Annotated in this window: 18 protein-coding genes; 15 read left to right on the forward strand and 3 right to left on the reverse strand. The window is 61.0% G+C overall.

Annotation, left to right across the window (positions count from 1 at the left end):
• The 3 genes from Y703_RS16990 to istB form a co-directional block, all read left to right on the forward strand.
• Positions 1-645 (forward strand): IS3 family transposase (locus Y703_RS16990; RefSeq protein WP_035763195.1); only part of this gene is annotated, 645 nt, incomplete at its 5' end.
• A gap of 299 nt (positions 646-944) precedes the next feature.
• Complete coding sequence (locus Y703_RS20585) at positions 945-1,283, forward strand: hypothetical protein (protein ID WP_026551150.1); 339 nt, start codon at positions 945-947, stop codon at positions 1,281-1,283.
• Positions 1,280-2,011: an IS21-like element helper ATPase IstB gene (gene istB / locus Y703_RS0100385; protein WP_026551151.1), complete on the forward strand. Its 732-nt coding sequence runs from the start codon at positions 1,280-1,282 to the stop codon at positions 2,009-2,011. Before Y703_RS20585 ends, istB begins: the two co-directional genes overlap by 4 nt.
• A gap of 336 nt (positions 2,012-2,347) precedes the next feature.
• On the opposite strand, the gene Y703_RS0100390 is transcribed toward istB, so the two are convergent.
• Positions 2,348-2,848: a GNAT family N-acetyltransferase gene (locus Y703_RS0100390; protein WP_035763198.1), complete on the reverse strand. Its 501-nt coding sequence runs from the start codon at positions 2,846-2,848 to the stop codon at positions 2,348-2,350.
• A 205-nt stretch (positions 2,849-3,053) separates the two neighbouring features.
• Positions 3,054-3,827: an abortive infection family protein gene (locus Y703_RS21130; protein WP_081743293.1), complete on the reverse strand. Its 774-nt coding sequence runs from the start codon at positions 3,825-3,827 to the stop codon at positions 3,054-3,056.
• Between the two features lie 299 nt (positions 3,828-4,126).
• Here Y703_RS21130 and Y703_RS22770 point away from each other — a divergent pair, with 299 nt between their 5' ends.
• The 10 genes from Y703_RS22770 (at position 4,127) to Y703_RS0100450 (ending at position 14,045) form a co-directional block, all read left to right on the forward strand.
• On the forward strand, positions 4,127-4,531 hold the full coding sequence (locus Y703_RS22770; RefSeq protein ID WP_026551153.1) for a transposase family protein: 405 nt from the start codon (positions 4,127-4,129) through the stop codon (positions 4,529-4,531).
• A gap of 48 nt (positions 4,532-4,579) precedes the next feature.
• Positions 4,580-5,077, forward strand: coding sequence for a transposase (locus Y703_RS22775; RefSeq protein ID WP_026551154.1), 498 nt, complete (start codon positions 4,580-4,582; stop codon positions 5,075-5,077).
• Positions 4,977-5,411, forward strand: a complete 435-nt coding sequence (locus Y703_RS22780; RefSeq protein ID WP_253907881.1) for a transposase — start codon at positions 4,977-4,979, stop codon at positions 5,409-5,411. Before Y703_RS22775 ends, Y703_RS22780 begins: the two co-directional genes overlap by 101 nt.
• Positions 5,412-5,618: 207 nt before the next feature.
• Positions 5,619-7,367, forward strand: coding sequence for a pyruvate dehydrogenase (locus Y703_RS0100415; protein ID WP_026551156.1), 1,749 nt, complete (start codon positions 5,619-5,621; stop codon positions 7,365-7,367).
• Positions 7,368-7,829: 462 nt separating this feature from the next.
• Entirely contained in the window at positions 7,830-9,029 is a 1,200-nt protein-coding gene (locus Y703_RS0100425) for an IS4 family transposase (RefSeq protein WP_026551158.1), read from the forward strand.
• A 409-nt stretch (positions 9,030-9,438) separates the two neighbouring features.
• On the forward strand, positions 9,439-9,771 hold the full coding sequence (locus tag Y703_RS0100430; RefSeq protein WP_026551159.1) for a cupin domain-containing protein: 333 nt from the start codon (positions 9,439-9,441) through the stop codon (positions 9,769-9,771).
• A 323-nt stretch (positions 9,772-10,094) separates the two neighbouring features.
• Positions 10,095-10,580, forward strand: coding sequence for a CBS domain-containing protein (locus Y703_RS0100435; protein WP_035763203.1), 486 nt, complete (start codon positions 10,095-10,097; stop codon positions 10,578-10,580).
• Positions 10,581-10,650: 70 nt separating this feature from the next.
• Positions 10,651-11,736 (forward strand): pyruvate dehydrogenase (acetyl-transferring) E1 component subunit alpha, encoded by a 1,086-nt coding sequence (gene pdhA / locus Y703_RS0100440; RefSeq protein ID WP_253907882.1) that lies wholly within the window; start codon positions 10,651-10,653, stop codon positions 11,734-11,736.
• Positions 11,733-12,746 (forward strand): alpha-ketoacid dehydrogenase subunit beta, encoded by a 1,014-nt coding sequence (locus tag Y703_RS0100445; protein ID WP_343212858.1) that lies wholly within the window; start codon positions 11,733-11,735, stop codon positions 12,744-12,746. The genes pdhA and Y703_RS0100445 overlap by 4 nt, the downstream gene beginning before the upstream one ends.
• Positions 12,747-12,755: 9 nt before the next feature.
• On the forward strand, positions 12,756-14,045 hold the full coding sequence (locus tag Y703_RS0100450; protein WP_026551163.1) for a dihydrolipoamide acetyltransferase family protein: 1,290 nt from the start codon (positions 12,756-12,758) through the stop codon (positions 14,043-14,045).
• A 3-nt stretch (positions 14,046-14,048) separates the two neighbouring features.
• Here Y703_RS0100450 and Y703_RS0100455 read toward each other — a convergent pair whose 3' ends face one another.
• Positions 14,049-14,528 carry a hypothetical protein gene (locus tag Y703_RS0100455; protein WP_026551164.1) on the reverse strand — a complete coding sequence of 160 codons (480 nt, stop codon included), beginning with the start codon at positions 14,526-14,528 and terminating at the stop codon, positions 14,049-14,051.
• Between the two features lie 88 nt (positions 14,529-14,616).
• Between Y703_RS0100455 and Y703_RS17010 the strand changes: the two genes are divergently transcribed.
• Positions 14,617-15,099 (forward strand): group III truncated hemoglobin, encoded by a 483-nt coding sequence (locus Y703_RS17010; protein ID WP_051427160.1) that lies wholly within the window; start codon positions 14,617-14,619, stop codon positions 15,097-15,099.
• Positions 15,100-15,205: 106 nt separating this feature from the next.
• A complete protein-coding gene (locus Y703_RS0100465; protein ID WP_026551165.1) occupies positions 15,206-15,556 on the forward strand; it encodes a carboxymuconolactone decarboxylase family protein in 351 nt (116 codons plus the stop codon).
• Positions 15,557-15,627 lie beyond the last annotated feature (71 nt).

Below are 15,627 nucleotides of genomic sequence, written 5' to 3' on the forward strand. Positions count from 1 at the left end.
CGCGGTGCCGGTCTGCGCGGGGTGCGTCGGGCCAAAAGTCCGCGGACGACCGTACCGGGGCCCTTCTCGGAGCGGCCAGCGGATCTGGTCCGCCGGCAGTTCACGGCGCCGGCCCCGAATTGTTTGTGGGTCGCGGACATCACCTACATTCGGACACTCTCCGGGTGGGTCTATGCGGCGTTCGTCCTGGATGTGTTCTCCCGCCGGGTGGTCGGCTGGCAGCTGTCCACGACCCTGCACACGGATCTGGCGTTGGATGCGTTGGAGATGGGTTTGTGGACCCGTCAGCACGCTGGAAAAGATCTATCCCAGCTCATACATCATTCCGACAGAGGAGTGCAGTATCGTGCCATCCGCTACACCGAAAGACTCGCTGAGTCCGAAGCAGTCGCGTCCGTCGGCGCTAAGGGTGATAGTTACGACAACGCCATGGCCGAGGCCCTGAACTCGCTGTTCAAAGCCGAGCTGATCCGCAACAAAGGCCCGTGGACGGGCATCAACGACCTCGAAATCGCTGTCGCGGAATACATCGATTGGTACAACCATCGGCGCCTTCACAGCGAGATCGGCTACCGACCACCGGTGGAAGCCGAAACCGTCTATTACTCAAAACTCCCGGCCATCAAAACGATGGAACGGGTCTAACAAACCCTCCACCAAACCCGGAGCTTGACAAACTGCCGGGGGTCGGGTTCGACGCGGTGCGCTACGAGTCCCGCAAGGCCGACAAGACCTCAGAACCTGCTGATCGAGGGAAACACGTACGCGGCGGGGCCCTCTTTCCACGGGCGGATGCTCACGGTGGGATTGGGTCATGAGGTGGTGCAGATCCTCGATGAACACGCCGACCCGGTCCGCACTTTTCCGCGCGTCTTCGGGAAGCAGGCCCAGACGATCTTCGATCCTGTCTCCCTGGTGCCGCTGCTGGTGACCAAGCCCGGCGCGTGGTCCCATTCACCTTGCGTGCCCTGGTCACCGACCCGGTACGCGAGTGGCTGGATAAGGCCACAGCGACGGACCGGCGCCGCCTACTCAACGCGGTGGACGCCGCATCGGGCGCGGCAGGCTTCGACGCCGCGGTCGCTGCCGCCGACACGCTGATCCGGCGCGGGGACGCCCCGGACATGGCCATGATCGGCATGCTAGCCCGCCGTCTGGCCAACGGCACCGAACCGCCAGCAGCGAACGTGGACCTGAGCGTCTACGACACCTTCACCACCTTGAACACCGCCGACACCGATACCTTCACCACTTTGAATACCAGCACGGGAGAAGTCGCATGAATTCGATCACCGTCCAGGACATCCTCGAAGCGGGGAAACAGTCCTCAATGACAGGCAGCGTGTTGACTGAATGGGCGGAGAAGGGCACCCCGAAGCAACGCGAGTACCTGCACGGGGTGCTGGCCGCCGAGCACGAATCCCGGCAAGAGTCCCGCCGCCAACGGCTGTTAAAGGCCGCACGGCTGCCGGCCCTGAAGTCACTCACGGGATTCGACTACACCAGCGTGAAGTTCCCCGCGGACTACGGACGTGGCCCCCTCGAGTCCCTGGACTTCATCAACCACGCCCAGGACCTGGTCCTCTATGGCGACGTAGGTACCGGTAAAACCCACATGGCCACCGCCCTGGTCGCGGCAGCCTGCCGGCAAGGCATCCAGGCCAGGTTTTTCACAACCTCCGTGTTGGTGATGATGCTGCGCCACGCGAAGGATGAGGGCCGGCTGGATAAAGAGTTGGCATCCCTTGCCAAGAACCAGCTCCTGGCAATCGATGAACTCGGCTACCTTCCGATAGACACCGAAGGGGCCCGGCTGTTGTTCCAGGTGATAGCGGGCGGGTATGAAAAGCGGAGCCTGATCATCACCACCAACCTGGAGTTCTCCCGGTGGGGAACAGTGTTCGGGGACGACAACATGGCTGCCGCGATCATCGACCGATTAGTTCACCACGGGAGGCTGCTACAGTTCCGCGGCGAGTCCTACCGGGTCAAGAATGCCCTCATGAAATAGACCAACCGCCAACATGGCAAGAAACCAAGCCCACGTGGCCTGATTCTTAGCGCTGAAATGGCCGACTTAAAGTTGACGAAACACACGTGGTCAGCGGATGCGGCGCCGCGTTCGGCTGAATGGGCGTGTGTCCCGAGTACGGCCAACGGGGCACCCTCGCCCGGCACCGCGATGGACGTCTTGCGGTCAGGGAAAAGGATGGGGCACTGCACTGGGTGCGCCATATAGCGGTGACAAAACAACGCCAAATACTGCTGCGATTCACAGCCGACCCGGTGTCTCGAAACCTCAGTGTCTTGAAACCCATGGGATTCGAGACGACTCCGGTTCACTTCATCAATGCTGTTCAACGCTCCATGCATTGACTCTGATTGGAACGCCCACGGGATACTCGAAGTCTTCCTCCGATTGCCAGATGAGCCCAACCCTCCGGCACAAGGCGTTGGACGCAACGTTATCGATCCGCGGGAAAGCGAACAGAGTGTTGCGGTCATTCTGAGCAGCGGCATCCAAAATGCACGCCTCGAGTGCATTGGACGCGAGCCCCCGCCCCTGAAATTGCGTCGCGATGCTCCAGCCAGCCTCGTAGATGTCACGATTCTGGTTAGAGGCTTTCCAATAGCCAACCGAACCGACCGGGACTCGGGACCATGACGTGTTCACCGTGAACATATGCGCCTCGCCGGCCTCCCAGAGCCGCATATTTTTAACCTGTCGCTGTAAAAGCTTCTCGTTCGACTCGGGACCACCCAGATACCTGGTCATCTCTTCCGTATTCGATCGTTGCAGCACGGGAAGATCTTCGTCCGTCCAACGTCGTAGCACCACACCGCTCATGCTCAAACGGTACTCTTGGGCACCGCCACTCACCTCATGCCTCACTGAGAGCGGTCCCGCGTCCAATAACGGAGCCAAAGTGGCCGCCGGAACGTAGCCTCGTACAGTATCCGGATGACCCGGTAGGCGTCTCATGAATCAAGCGCCTCGAAACCTATCGTTATCGGGACCCGAGCGATGGGCGTGATCACCTACCTAGATGGCCTCAACTTGACCGCCATGGAACCGTCGGGTCGATAAGCGTGTCGAGCATGAGTTGGCACCAGGTGATGGCAGCATTGACCGCCAAATGAGCGTGCCGTTTGCTGAGACCAGCACGTGCGCCGGCACCGCCGTGTCCGGTCCCATATCCGCGGTTGCGCAATTCGGCCACACCTATGGCAATACTTAAAACACCTCCAAGAATCTTTCGGACAGCCTCAGTTCCGTCCGGCCCCAAGGTCGCGGAGGACGGATGCAGACCAAGCGCCTGTTGTGCTTCCTTTACAAGAACTGGCAGATCCGTCCGTTCATCCATCTCCATTCCTCGCTCAATGAGCACAGTTTTGGCTGTGCTCTCGATAAGCTCTTTTGCGCTACCAATAGCCAAGGCAAGGTCGTCATTGACCGCGCGTTGAAGGCGATTTAGATGATCCTGAATAGCAGCCGGATCCGTTAAACCAGCAAGCACCGACTCGTCCAAACGTGGGCCCCGGGGCTGCCTTTCCAAAATTTCAAGCTTCCCAAAAGCTTCACCGAATAATTCGTCGACAAGATCTCGTCGTGCCTGCCATCCCTCATGCCCAGACGCCCCTTTCCGCATCCAATAAGAACGAAAGCCGGAGAAATTTCGAAAAGGAACCTCCAGGTTAAAATCTAAACGACTGCAGACAGCCTGAAGGGCGCGGAGGACTAAGGTGATTTGGGGCTCACTGAGCGTGTTGGTCCCGTCGGTTCCGTATCCGCGGAGTTCGCTATCAGCAAGTGTGAGAAGTGCCATCGCCCCTGCAACATCATCTTCGGTCCTACCCTCCAATAGGTTCCGGACAAGATTCTCGTCTAGCTCGCTGACCCAGTGGTTGGGCCCCCGTTAGCAGTCTGATAGGGGCCCCGCGTTTTCCACCGGTCTTATGTGAATAGGAGCGGGTTGTTGAGGTCGTTCCAGAGTACTTCGTATTGGTCGGGGCTCATATAGCCGGTGTAGCTGTGCCGGCGTTTCCCGTTGTAAAAGTCCAGCCATACGGGCTCTCCGTGGTTCGTGGTGAAACCCGGGTTCGTGTCGTAAGCGCATAGGGGCTCGTGCCTGCTGTGGCGTACCCCGACGCTGCCACCATCGTTTTCAACCTGTCTGGCTACCAGGTCATTAGTGTCCGGATTTTGGCGCTGGACCAGCGCCGAATTCATGCCGAGTCGGTGTTGGAGGCTGGTTGCCGGGGCTGCGGGGTGATCAGCAGACGACGGCATTCCCGTCGCCTGCAGCGCATCCGTGATGTCCTTCTCGCGGGCCCGGTCGACGTCATGTGGGTCAGGTACAGGTTCTTCTGCGACGAGTCTGAATGCTCCAGGCAGACCTTCTCCGAGGCGACGCCGCAGGTCCCCGCGTTCTCCCACTCCACGGCTAGGCTGCGTCAGTCACTGGTTGATGCGGTGGTGGATTCGGACCGTGCAGCCGCGGAGACCGCGGTGGCTTTCGGGGTCTCGTGATGGCTGGTCCAGCGTGCTCTGGACGCTGCGGTATTGAAGCTACCCGATGTGGACACTCTGGCCCCGATGATGCTGGGCATCGATGAGCACCGGTCCCGGTCCGTGCGCTTCTTCCAGGACCCGGAAACCAAGGCCTGGAAGCGGTTCGAGCCCTGGATGTCGACCATCGTGGATCTGGATACCGGGCAGGTCCTTGGCGTAGTCGATGGGAAGGACAGCACCGGTGTCGGGGACTGGCTGAAAGCCCGTCCGCTGCAGTGGCGGCTCGGCGTCCAGGTGGTCGCGATCGATCCGTCGGCGGCGTTTCGCAAGGCCTTGCGGATGTGGCTTCCCCGCACCGCTGTCAGCGTAGATGCGTTTCATCTGAGCATGCTCGGCAATGCGATGGTGCCCGAGGTCCGTCAGCGTCTGACGCAGGAAGCCAAGGGCCGGCGGGGGGCGCGCCGTGGACCCGGTCTGGGCGAACCGGCGGCTGCTGCTCAAGGGTCAAGAGCGGCTCTCGGACCGGGCACGGAACCGGTTGGAGGTCGTCTTCGCCGTCGATGATCCCACCGGTCGGCTCCAGGGCGCCTGGGAGGTCAAGGAACAGCTCCGGACACTGCTGCGCACAGGCTGCCTCGAAGACGCCGCCGCGGCGAAGCAGGTCCTGCAGGAGCTGGTGGAACGAACAGACCAGCCAGAAGCTCGCCGACTCTACCGCACCGTCTGCAGGTGGTGGGCCGAGATCGAGGGCCTCATCGTCACCGGTGCCACCACCGCGAAAATCGAAGCCAACAACACCGCGATCAAGAACATCAAACGCACCGGCCGCGGATTCGTCAACAACGCCAACTACCGCACCCGTATCATGTTGAGAAGCGCCGCCAGAACAGCGGCCTGAACATCCTCCCAGCAGGGGAATTCACCACGAACCACGGAGAGCCCCAGGGCCAGTGGGCGGTCTGGCGTAGTCCTCATTATGGCCCTTGCTGGAAAGCGCTCCGGCAGTTCTGGCCCGCCGCTGCGCCGGACTGCTTGGCATTCCCGGTAGCGGGTTTAAGCTGGAGGCGACTGATGCAAACACTCGATTCCTCCAGGAGGGTCCATCATGGCCAAAGAACTTGCAACCCAGCTCATCGAGCAGCTTCAAGCCTCGGGAGTCAAGAGGATCTACGGGATTGTGGGTGACAGCCTTAATCCGTTGGTGGATGCAGTCCGCAGGACCGGCGGGTCGAGAAAGGGCGGAATCGACTGGATCCATGTCCGGCACGAGGAATCGGCCGCGTTTGCCGCCTCCGCCGACGCCCAGCTTTCCGGTGAACTTGCAGTCTGCGCCGGATCCTGTGGCCCGGGCAACCTTCACCTGATCAATGGTCTCTATGATGCCAACCGCTCCGGGGCTCCCGTCCTGGCGATTGCCTCCCACATTCCGAGCAAGCAGATCGGCAGCGGCTTCTTCCAGGAAACCCACCCGGACCGGCTTTTCAACGAATGCTCCGTGTACTCCGAGCTGGTGAGCACCGCAGAGCAGGCACCTCGGGTGATGCACAGCGCCATCAGGCACGCGCTCGGCAAGCGGGGAGTCGCCGTCGTGACCCTTCCGGGCGACATCGCCAGCCTTGAGGCCAAAGCGCCGACGCCGTTGTGCGCTCCATTCATTCCCGCCACAGTGGTTCCGGCACCCGAAAGTGTGCAGCAGCTAGCGGACGCTATCAACGATGCCGACAAGATCGCCCTGTTTGCCGGCATCGGTGTGGAGGGTGCCCATGATGAGGTGGTGGCGCTCGCTGAGCACCTTGGCGCACCCGTGGGGCATTCGCTGCGGGGCAAGGATTTCATCCAATACAACAACCCGTATGACATCGGCATGACCGGGTTACTAGGGTACGGAGCGGCCGCGGAAGGCATCGAGGATGCCGATCTACTGATCCTGCTCGGCACCGACTTTCCCTACGACCAGTTCCTTCCGGATACGCGCACCGCACAGGTGGACCGGGCCGCGGAGAACCTGGGCCGGCGTACCGACGTCGACATTGCAGTGCACGGTGACGTTCTGCCCACACTCGCCGCGCTGATGCCGCTGATTAAGCGCAAGAAGAGCCGGCGGTTCCTGGACCAAATGCTCAAGAAGCACGACCACTTGATGAACAAGGCTGTGGGGGCATATACGCGTCGCGCCGACAGGATCAAACCCATCCATCCGGAGTATGCGGCATCGCTGCTGGATCAGGTGGCCGCGAACGACGCCGTGTTCACGGCTGACACTGGAATGTGCAATGTGTGGACGGCGCGGTACATCAATCCGCTCGGAACTCGCAGGTTGATCGGCTCCTACCTGCATGGGTCCATGGCCAACGCGCTGCCGCAGGCTATTGGTGCGCAGTCGGCCTACCCGGGACGGCAGGTCATTTCAGTGTCCGGCGACGGCGGGCTGTCCATGCTGATGGGTGAGTTGCTCACGGCGGTCGCGCACCAGTTGCCCGTGAAAGTTGTGGTGTTCAACAATGCGACTCTGGGAATGGTGAAGCTGGAAATGCTGGTGGAGGGGCTGCCGGACTACGGTGTGGACGTGCCCGAAACCAACTATGCAGCAATTGCCCGAGCCATGGGTTTCCATGCCGTGCGGATTGAGGATCCAAGGGAGATCGAGGGGGCGTACAGGGACGCCTTTGCGCATAAAGGGCCGTCCCTGGTAGAACTCGTCACCGATCCCAATGCACTTTCCATCCCGCCGAAGATTACCGGCGGACAGGTCATCGGGTTCGCGACCGCCATATCCAAAGTGGTACTGAACAAGGGTGCTGGAGAGGCAGTGAGCATGGCCCGGAGCAACCTGAGAAACATTCCCCGAGGGTAGAGGACTGGTGGGTGACCCTCCGCCAGGTTCTGTCCTAGGGTCGACCACCAGTCAAGCTTCCATTGCCTCCGGCGACGATGCTGCGCTCGGTCGTGGAGGCAGCGGCCTGAAGTGCCGTTACATGCCGCGGGATCATGGACTTATTGAACCAGGTGGTCGGTATGGCGGTAGTGAAGGCGGCGACCGGCTTTCCGTGCGCGTCGCGAATGCAGACGCCGAGTCCGCTGACTCCCTGCTCCGTCTCTTCTGTATTCGCACCGTAGCCCGCCTTACGCACGGCAGTCAGCCGCCTTTTGAGCGCCGGCAGCGCATGAATTCTTGCGGTGAGCCAGAGGGTCAGACCGCCCCGGTTGACGGCTCTCCGTGGTTCGTGGTGAAACCCGGAGAGCCGTCATAGACGCTGTTATCGGCGCATTAGCCCCAATACCGTTTACTTAGTGTTTTTTCTGTTAATCTTGGGGCATGGCGCGAAGTGGATGGATTAAGCCCGAAACCCCGGAACGGTTGAGTGATCATGTTTCGCTGGGTGTTTTGACGCGGACGTTCCCTCCGGATGTGGTGGACCGGGTGATCGCCCGGACCGGTGCGGGCCAGGCGCGGAACAGGCTGCTGCCGTCGCGGCTGATGGTCTATTACGTGATGGCTATGGCGTTGTTCGCGGCGGGCTCGTATGAAGAGGTCATGCGTTCGCTGCTAGCGGGCATGGAGTGGATTACGGGCCGCTTCAAAGATTGGCAGATGCCAACGAAAGCCGCGATTTTCAAGGCGCGCACCCGGCTGGGCTCGACGGTAATGGCTGAACTTTTCGCGGAGGCAGCCAAGCCCCTCGCGGCGCCTGGAGGCAGCGGATTTTACAAGTCCTGGAGACTGGTCAGCGTTGACGGGACATGCCTGGACATTGCAGACACGCCAGCGAACGAGAAGTACTACGGACGGCCAGGCACGGCCACCCTGATCAAGAGCGCGTACCCGCAGGCACGGGTACTCGGACTGGTCGAATGCGGGACACATGCGGTGATCGGGGCCGTAGTCGCCGGCTACGACACTGCCGAACAGGACATGTTTCCCGGGCTCCACGCGGACCTGGACGCCTCCATGCTGCTGATGGCCGACCGAGGGTTCTTCAGCTACCACGCATGGAGGGACAGCGCAGCAACCGGTGCGGCACTGCTGTGGCGCATGAAGGCTAGCAACGTCCTGCCGGTGCTTGAGGAACTGCCCGACGGTTCGTACCGCTCGGCGCTCTACGCCAACCCCAAGGCCCGTCGAAACAACACGGACGCAATCCCCGTCCGAGTGATTGAATACACCGTCACCAGCGGCGGGAACACCAGCAGTTTCCGCCTCATCACCACCGTCCTGGACCCGCGCGCAGCACCGGCACAGGACCTGGCAGAGCTCTACGGACGGCGCGGGGAAATCGAGTCCTGCTTCGACGAACTCAAAACCCACCAACGCGGCCCCGGAATCGTCCTGCGCTCCAAAACCCCCGACGGGGTCCTGCAGGAAATCTACGGCTACCTCTGCGTTCATTACGCCCTGCGGTCCCTCATCGGCGAAGTCGCCCAATTGTTCGAAGAAGACCCCTTACGGTTTTCGTTCACACGCACTCTCCGGGCAGCACGGCGAACCCTCGCCGACCGCCCGGCTTTTTCCCCCTGACAAACTCCGGAAAGCCTTCGCCAGCTTCAGCGCAGAGATACTCCACGACCTCCTGCCGCCACGCCGACAACGCAGCAACCCGCGCGTCGTCAAACGCAAAATGTCGGGCTGGCCACTAAAACGAATATCGAAACCGAGCATCCGAGTCGACTAAGTAAACGGTATTGGGGCTAGGACTGCCAGTCAGTGCCTGGCGGCGTTGACGAGGAAGGTCGGTGGTTGCGCCTGTGATGTCAATGCGGAATTTTCTGCCTACTCCTTTCATCCACACCGTCGGACCGGATAGTTCTAAAGACCGCACTCCCAAGTACGGACCCAGATAACGTGGTCGGCCTGGGCGGGAATCACGAAACAGGCATCTTGGTATCGTTAGCCAACCTTCCAAACTTCCGCGGAAAAGAGAAACATTGTGAAAAAGGTGTCACTGACCGCGCTGATGCGCCACCAACTGGAAGCCGCACGGAGAGCCTCAAGCGGCCGCAGCGCCGATACAGTTTTCGGAGGCCACGAGCACGTCATGCGCCAGACAATGATCGCGTTGCGCGCCGGCAGCCACTTGAACGAACATGAAAATCCGGGCGAGGCGACGATCCATGTCCTGCAGGGCCGCGTATCGCTAACCGCTGGAAACAACTCCTGGAACGGTTCCCCCGGGGATTTACTCATAGTCCCCGACTCACGGCACGCATTGGAGGCCGTTGAGGATTCCGTTGTACTCCTTACCGTGGCCAAACACATGTGAGAACAGTGGCGGTCCATCCTGAAGCGGCCACGACCGTCCCGCACTGCGTAAGAGCGGCGTAAAGCAGTTTTACGTGCTTACCGGCGATAACCGGTACACGGCCCAACTCGTCGCTCATCAGCTCCGCATTGATCACGCCGTGTCCGGATAGCGCGGAAACCGGCGGCAACCGACACGAAGGCCTCTGTCTGTAGGCAATCGGTACCCAAAGATGCCACCCGACCGACTCCATCTACCGTAGTTTGTGGATAGGCTGAGTTCAAGGAAGCCGGTAAAAGGGATTTGTCCTACTCCTGGCCGGACGAACCAGGAAGGTACCCGTGATGGAAGCGAAGCTGGCAACCAAAGCCGCAGATATTATGAGCACACCGGTTTTCACTGCCTCACCGAATACTCTGGTTGAAGAAATTGCCGCCGTGCTTGGTCGGCACCGCATCAGCTCTGTCCCCGTCGTTGATGGCGGTGAGCACGTAGTGGGTTTAGTCAGCGAATATGACTTGCTTGCCAAGTCTGGTTCTACTGCCGCCGAGGTGATGAGTACCGCCGTGATCAGTGTGAGCATTGATACCGCCATCGCTGATATCCGGCGCATGTTGATCGACCAGCGGCTCCGGCACCTACCCGTACTGCAGGATGGCCGCCTGGCCGGAATCGTAAGCCGCAGGGATATCGTGGCGCTTTTGGCCACCGAATGGGTCTGCGGTGTTTGCGGCGAGCCCACCCGCGGAGAGCATCCACCCGGTAGTTGCCCCAAGTGTGCCGCCACCGGAGACCGGTTCACTCTTCAGGAACAGCCTCCGGGTCCCTGAGCGTCCGGCACTGGCCACAGGTCGTATCCGGGGCGGAGCCGAAGGCAATTAATCAGATGGAGGCGCAATAGTGGTTGAAAAGACAGAAGTTACCATGGACAGCGGAGAGGGCACTGGCCCCGTTCCGGCTAAAGAACCGGCTGAGGTCCTGCTCGGTTATTACCGGGACATGGTGTTGATCAGATCCTTTGAACTCACGGCGGTGGAGATGTACAAGCGCGCCAAGATCGGCGGGTACTGTCACCTCAACCTCGGCGAGGAAGCCACCGTCGTCGGACTGACCGCCGCGCTACACAAGCGTGACTACCTCTTTACCACCTACCGTGACCATGGCTACGCGCTCTCACGTGGCATGGCGCCGGGCCAGGTGATGGCCGAACTGTTCGGCAAAACGACCGGGGTGGCCAAGGGCCGCGGCGGATCCATGCACATGTTCGACACCGAAACCCGCATGCTCGGCGGGTACGGGATCGTCGGTGGTCAAATACCGCCAGCCACCGGCGCGGCCTTGGCCCTTACCTACCGGGGAGAACCCGGACCGGACGCGGAAGCGGTGATGTGCCAGCTCGGCGACGGCACCACCAACATCGGGGCCTTCCACGAGTCGCTAAACATGGCCGCCATCTGGGACCTACCAATCGTGTACGTGATTGTAAACAACCGCCTGGGGATGGGAACGACGGTGGAGGCAGCCTCGGGCGAACCTGAGCTCTACAGGCGCGGTGCCTCCTACCGGATACCTGGTGAGCGGGTGGATGGCAATGATGTGCTCGCCGTCCGCGAAGCCGCCGCCGCCGCCATGGAACGCGCGCGCGCCCAACGCCAGCCGGGCCTGCTGGAGGTTATGAGCTACCGCCTGAAAGGACACTCAGTGGTCGATCCGGCCCGCTATCGGTCCAGTGAGGACAATGAGCGGGCCCGGGAGGCCGATCCGATACCAGCTCTGCGGGGAAGCCTGCTGCAAGCCGGAATCATCGACGAAGAACACGCTACGGAGATTGAGCGGGAGGCCGACGAGCAGGTGAGCGCCGCGGTCGCGTTCGCTGATTCCAGCCCGGACCCTGCCCCCGGTGAGCTTTTCGACTATGCGTATGCCACGCCGGTTGCGAACGCCCCGCATACCTTGCCCGGCGATCCAGTAGTGGAGATGCCATGACCAGCGGAGGACACCAGATGCCCGTCATCACCTACCGGCAGGCTTTGAACGATACGCTGCGCGCCGAGCTAACCCGCGACGAGAGCGTCTTCCTCATCGGCGAGGAAATCGGTATTTTCGAAGGTTCCTACAAGATCACCGCCGGACTGCTCGCCGAATTTGGGCCCACCCGGGTCCGGGACACTCCGATTTCCGAAGAGGGTTTCGTTGGGGCGGCCATCGGCGCGGCGATGCTGGGGATGCGACCTGTCGTTGAAATCATGACGATCAACTTCAGCCTGATAGCCATCGACCAAATCGTTAACCATGCAGCTAAAATCTACGGAATGTTCGGCGGTCAGACCGCCGTCCCCATGGTGCTTCGTATGCCTGGAGGTGGTGGGCAGCAGCTGGCCGCCACCCACTCGCAGAACCTGGAAGTCTGGTATGCCCATGTGCCGGGTTTGAAGGTCGTTGCCCCCGCCACTCCGGCTGATGCGAAGGCGCTCCTTACCGCGGCCATCCGCGACGACGATCCGGTGATCTTCTTGGAGAACCTGTCCCTGTACAACACCAAGGGCGAAGTTCCCGAGGGCGAACAGATCGCCGAAATAGGGAAAGCCGCCGTGACCAAAGAAGGCACGGACGTGACCGTGATTGCCTACTCGAGGGCCAGTGTGATCGCCCTCGAAGTTGCCCGGCAACTAGAGGATGACGGGGTTTCCGTTGAGGTGGTCGACCTGCGCAGCCTGCGTCCGCTGGACCGGCACACGATCTGTGCCTCGGTTCGTAAAACCAGCCGTGCTGTGATTCTTGAAGATGACTGGCTCAGTTACGGCATCGGCGCGGAAATCTCCGCAACCCTGATGGAAGGCGCTTTTGACTATCTCGATGCCCCGGTCCGTCGGGTGGCGGCCGCCGAAGTACCGCTCCCCTACGCCAAACCACTCGAGTCAGCCGCGCTGCCCGACGCCAATGACTTGATTAAGGTCATCCGCGAGTTGCTCGAGGCCACCAGTTTCACCCGATAGGAACCCACCATGCCTGACGTAGTCATGCCCCGCCTCTCCGACACGATGACCGAAGGTGTGCTCAGCCGCTGGCTCAAACAGGAAGGCGACACCGTCCGTAAGGGTGATGTCCTGGCAGAAATTGAAACCGACAAGGCCACCATGGACCTGGAAGCCTTCGAATCCGGCGTCCTGGAGCGCCTGCTGGTCCCCGAGGGAGCATCGGTTCCCATAGGCCAGCCAATCGCCGTCATCAGTGCTCCCGGCAGCGCCGGAGCTGGCCCTGCTTCTGGTGCATCAGGTCAAACCACTGCTACCAGTAGCAGTGAAGAAGGCGGGATTAAACGGCAGGAACTGAACCCAACGCCTGCAGATTCGAACCAGCCCGCGGAGTCCGCTACCGTGATGCCGCCTCGTCCCGGACCATCCGCCCTGATCCTGATGTCTCCGCTGGCCCGGCGGATTGCCCACAAACACAACGTTGAGCTGAGCAACCTGACCGGCACCGGACCGGGGGGAAGGATTGTTCGGGCCGATGTTGAAGCTGCCGTCACCGCCCAGGACGTGGCGGTGCGACGCGGCGGATCCCTTGTGCCGTCGGGCGATACACCTGTGACGGGTGTGGAGACAACAGCGGACTCTGAGGAAATTCCACTGTCCACCATGAGGCGGGTAACGGCACGGCGCCTCACCGAGAGCGCAGCAGCTCCCCATTTCTTCCTGACCAATGTGGTAGACGTCGACCGTCTCCTGGCGTTCCGTACGGAAGTGAATGAACGGTTTGCTGAAATCGGCACCAGGGTCAGCGTTACAGACCTGTTGGTCCGTGCCTCTGCGGTCACCCTGCGAGCCCATCCGCACGTCAATTCCTCGTGGGGCCAGGACAAGATCATCCGCCACCATCGGATCAATATCGGGGTGGCCGTCGCTGTGGAAGACGGGCTCATGGTTCCCGTGGTTACCGACGCAGACAAAAAGGGTCTGGACGAGACAGCGGCCCAGACCCGCGCCTTGGCTGAACGCGCCCGTGCCGGGCGGCTGACGCCGGACGAATTCAGTGGCGGGACCTTCACCATCAGTAACCTGGGGATGTACGGTGTCGACAACTTCACCGCGGTCATCAATCCGCCCGAAGCAGCTATTCTCGCCGTTGGGGCGGCCACGGATGAACCGTTCGTCCGCGACGGACAGCTGCTCACCCGCCGCGTAATGAAAATAACCTTGACCGCGGATCATCGTGTCCTCGATGGGGCGACGGCGGCGGCGTTTCTTCAGGATCTCAAACGGGCCCTTGAAGAACCGCTAAGAATGATTCTCTGAACCTCAAGTGGCTCTCAAGTGAGCCAGGGTGAGCCCAATCGGGATGCTGATAAGGATCACCACCAGTAAAATCCGGTAGGTCCACAGCGCCCACTGCGGCCCTTCACCCTTACCCCGTACCGTACGGATCAAGAGGGCGAGGGCTACGACGAGCAGCAGCCCGCCGGCATCAACGATCAATGGCGTACGGGCCACGGTTCCGCCGATCACGGCGGCACTGCCCACATTCCATGCCGCAAGTTCAGCCGCGACTATTCGAGAGGTTGGTCGCTGCGGTGCCAGTGCGCTCTGAGCGGCGCCGAAGGCATTCTGTGCGACACCCGCCACCAGGACCGTATAGGCGGCAGCCCAGGAACCGTGCTCAAGACGCAGCGGACCCGTGGCCGCGGCCACGAGTCCGCCAGAGACCACCCACGCGACCCCGAGGACTCGGAACAGGTCCGGGCGGACACTGCCGGCACGCACGGAATGGAGACCAGTCATGAAGCGGTCCCGGTACTCGAGGCAACTGTTATATAGACCATCATGAGACTAACGGTACATGACTTCTACAGCCTGTAGAATAGACGATATGGAGAAGATATTACCTGATATCTGCAACCGCGAGGATATTCACCTGTTGGTCAGCGAATTCTACCGACGGGCCCTCATGGATCAACTCCTGGGACCAGTCTTCATCGACGTCGCGCACATGGACCTTGAGAAGCACATGCCGATCATGTGTGACTTCTGGGAAACCGTGCTCTTACGAGCCGGACTGTACCGGCGCAGCGCGATGCAACATCACCTCGATCTCCATGCAAAGGCACCGCTGGGAGCCGAGCACTTTGACCGGTGGCTCGCTATCTGGACGACAAACATCGACGAACACTATGCGGGAGAGAAAGCGGAGCTTGCCAAAGTACAGGCTGGCCGGATCGCCCAATCCATCCACCGCCGTCTGCAGGGGCGCTCGGGGAGCGGCTTCGAAACAATTGCCGCCCGTAAGACAACTGTGCCTGGTGGCGACGCCCCAACAAATGGCACTATTCTGACAACAGTCTCGACCGTCTGAGCACCGAGCCCCAACACTGGGGCGCTGCCGAAACGCGGCAAGATCGAAATATCCTTATACCGGTGGATAAGTACTGCCACCGCTATAGAATCAAAGGAAGCGTGCGATGGCTGAAGATATGTATCCGAAAGCAACCTCCGATATGGCCCGGCGCCGTAAAGAACTCGCACCCGACATTGAGGACGCCTTCAACCGGTTCAGTAAGGAAGTCTTTAAGGACGGCGCCCTCGACGAAAAAACGAAGCAACTGATTGCCGTTGCCGTTGCTCACGTCACGCAGTGTCCCTACTGCATTGATGGGCATACCAAACTCGCCAGCCGTAAGGGCGCCACCGACGAGCAAGTCATGGAAGCTATCTGGGTCGCGGCGGAAATGCGCGCCGGCGGGGCGTACTCCCACTCCACCTTGGCGCTGCACGCGCTGCACGAAGGCGGCTCCACCACAGGCATACAATAACCTCGCGGCCCAGTCCCCGTCCTGGAGGAGGCGGATACTAAGCCGCCATGGGCCCGGAACCGCTCGATGCG

The organism is Arthrobacter sp. H20 (genome assembly GCF_000520515.1).
In the GTDB taxonomy this organism is placed as follows: Bacteria; Actinomycetota; Actinomycetes; order Actinomycetales; family Micrococcaceae; genus Arthrobacter_D.

Excerpts from the sequence above, each read along its gene's own strand:
- istB (WP_026551151.1), top strand. The coding sequence starts at position 1,280 with ATGAATTCGATCACCGTCCAGGACATCCTCGAAGCGGGGAAACAGTCC.
- Y703_RS0100390 (WP_035763198.1), bottom strand. The coding sequence starts at position 2,848 with ATGAGCGGTGTGGTGCTACGACGTTGGACGGACGAAGATCTTCCCGTG.
- Y703_RS21130 (WP_081743293.1), bottom strand. The coding sequence starts at position 3,827 with ATGGCACTTCTCACACTTGCTGATAGCGAACTCCGCGGATACGGAACC.
- Y703_RS0100415 (WP_026551156.1), top strand. The coding sequence starts at position 5,619 with ATGGCCAAAGAACTTGCAACCCAGCTCATCGAGCAGCTTCAAGCCTCG.
- Y703_RS0100425 (WP_026551158.1), top strand. The coding sequence starts at position 7,830 with ATGGCGCGAAGTGGATGGATTAAGCCCGAAACCCCGGAACGGTTGAGT.
- Y703_RS0100435 (WP_035763203.1), top strand. The coding sequence starts at position 10,095 with ATGGAAGCGAAGCTGGCAACCAAAGCCGCAGATATTATGAGCACACCG.
- Y703_RS0100445 (WP_343212858.1), top strand. The coding sequence starts at position 11,733 with ATGACCAGCGGAGGACACCAGATGCCCGTCATCACCTACCGGCAGGCT.
- Y703_RS0100450 (WP_026551163.1), top strand. The coding sequence starts at position 12,756 with ATGCCTGACGTAGTCATGCCCCGCCTCTCCGACACGATGACCGAAGGT.
- Y703_RS0100455 (WP_026551164.1), bottom strand. The coding sequence starts at position 14,528 with ATGACTGGTCTCCATTCCGTGCGTGCCGGCAGTGTCCGCCCGGACCTG.
- Y703_RS17010 (WP_051427160.1), top strand. The coding sequence starts at position 14,617 with ATGGAGAAGATATTACCTGATATCTGCAACCGCGAGGATATTCACCTG.
- Y703_RS0100465 (WP_026551165.1), top strand. The coding sequence starts at position 15,206 with ATGGCTGAAGATATGTATCCGAAAGCAACCTCCGATATGGCCCGGCGC.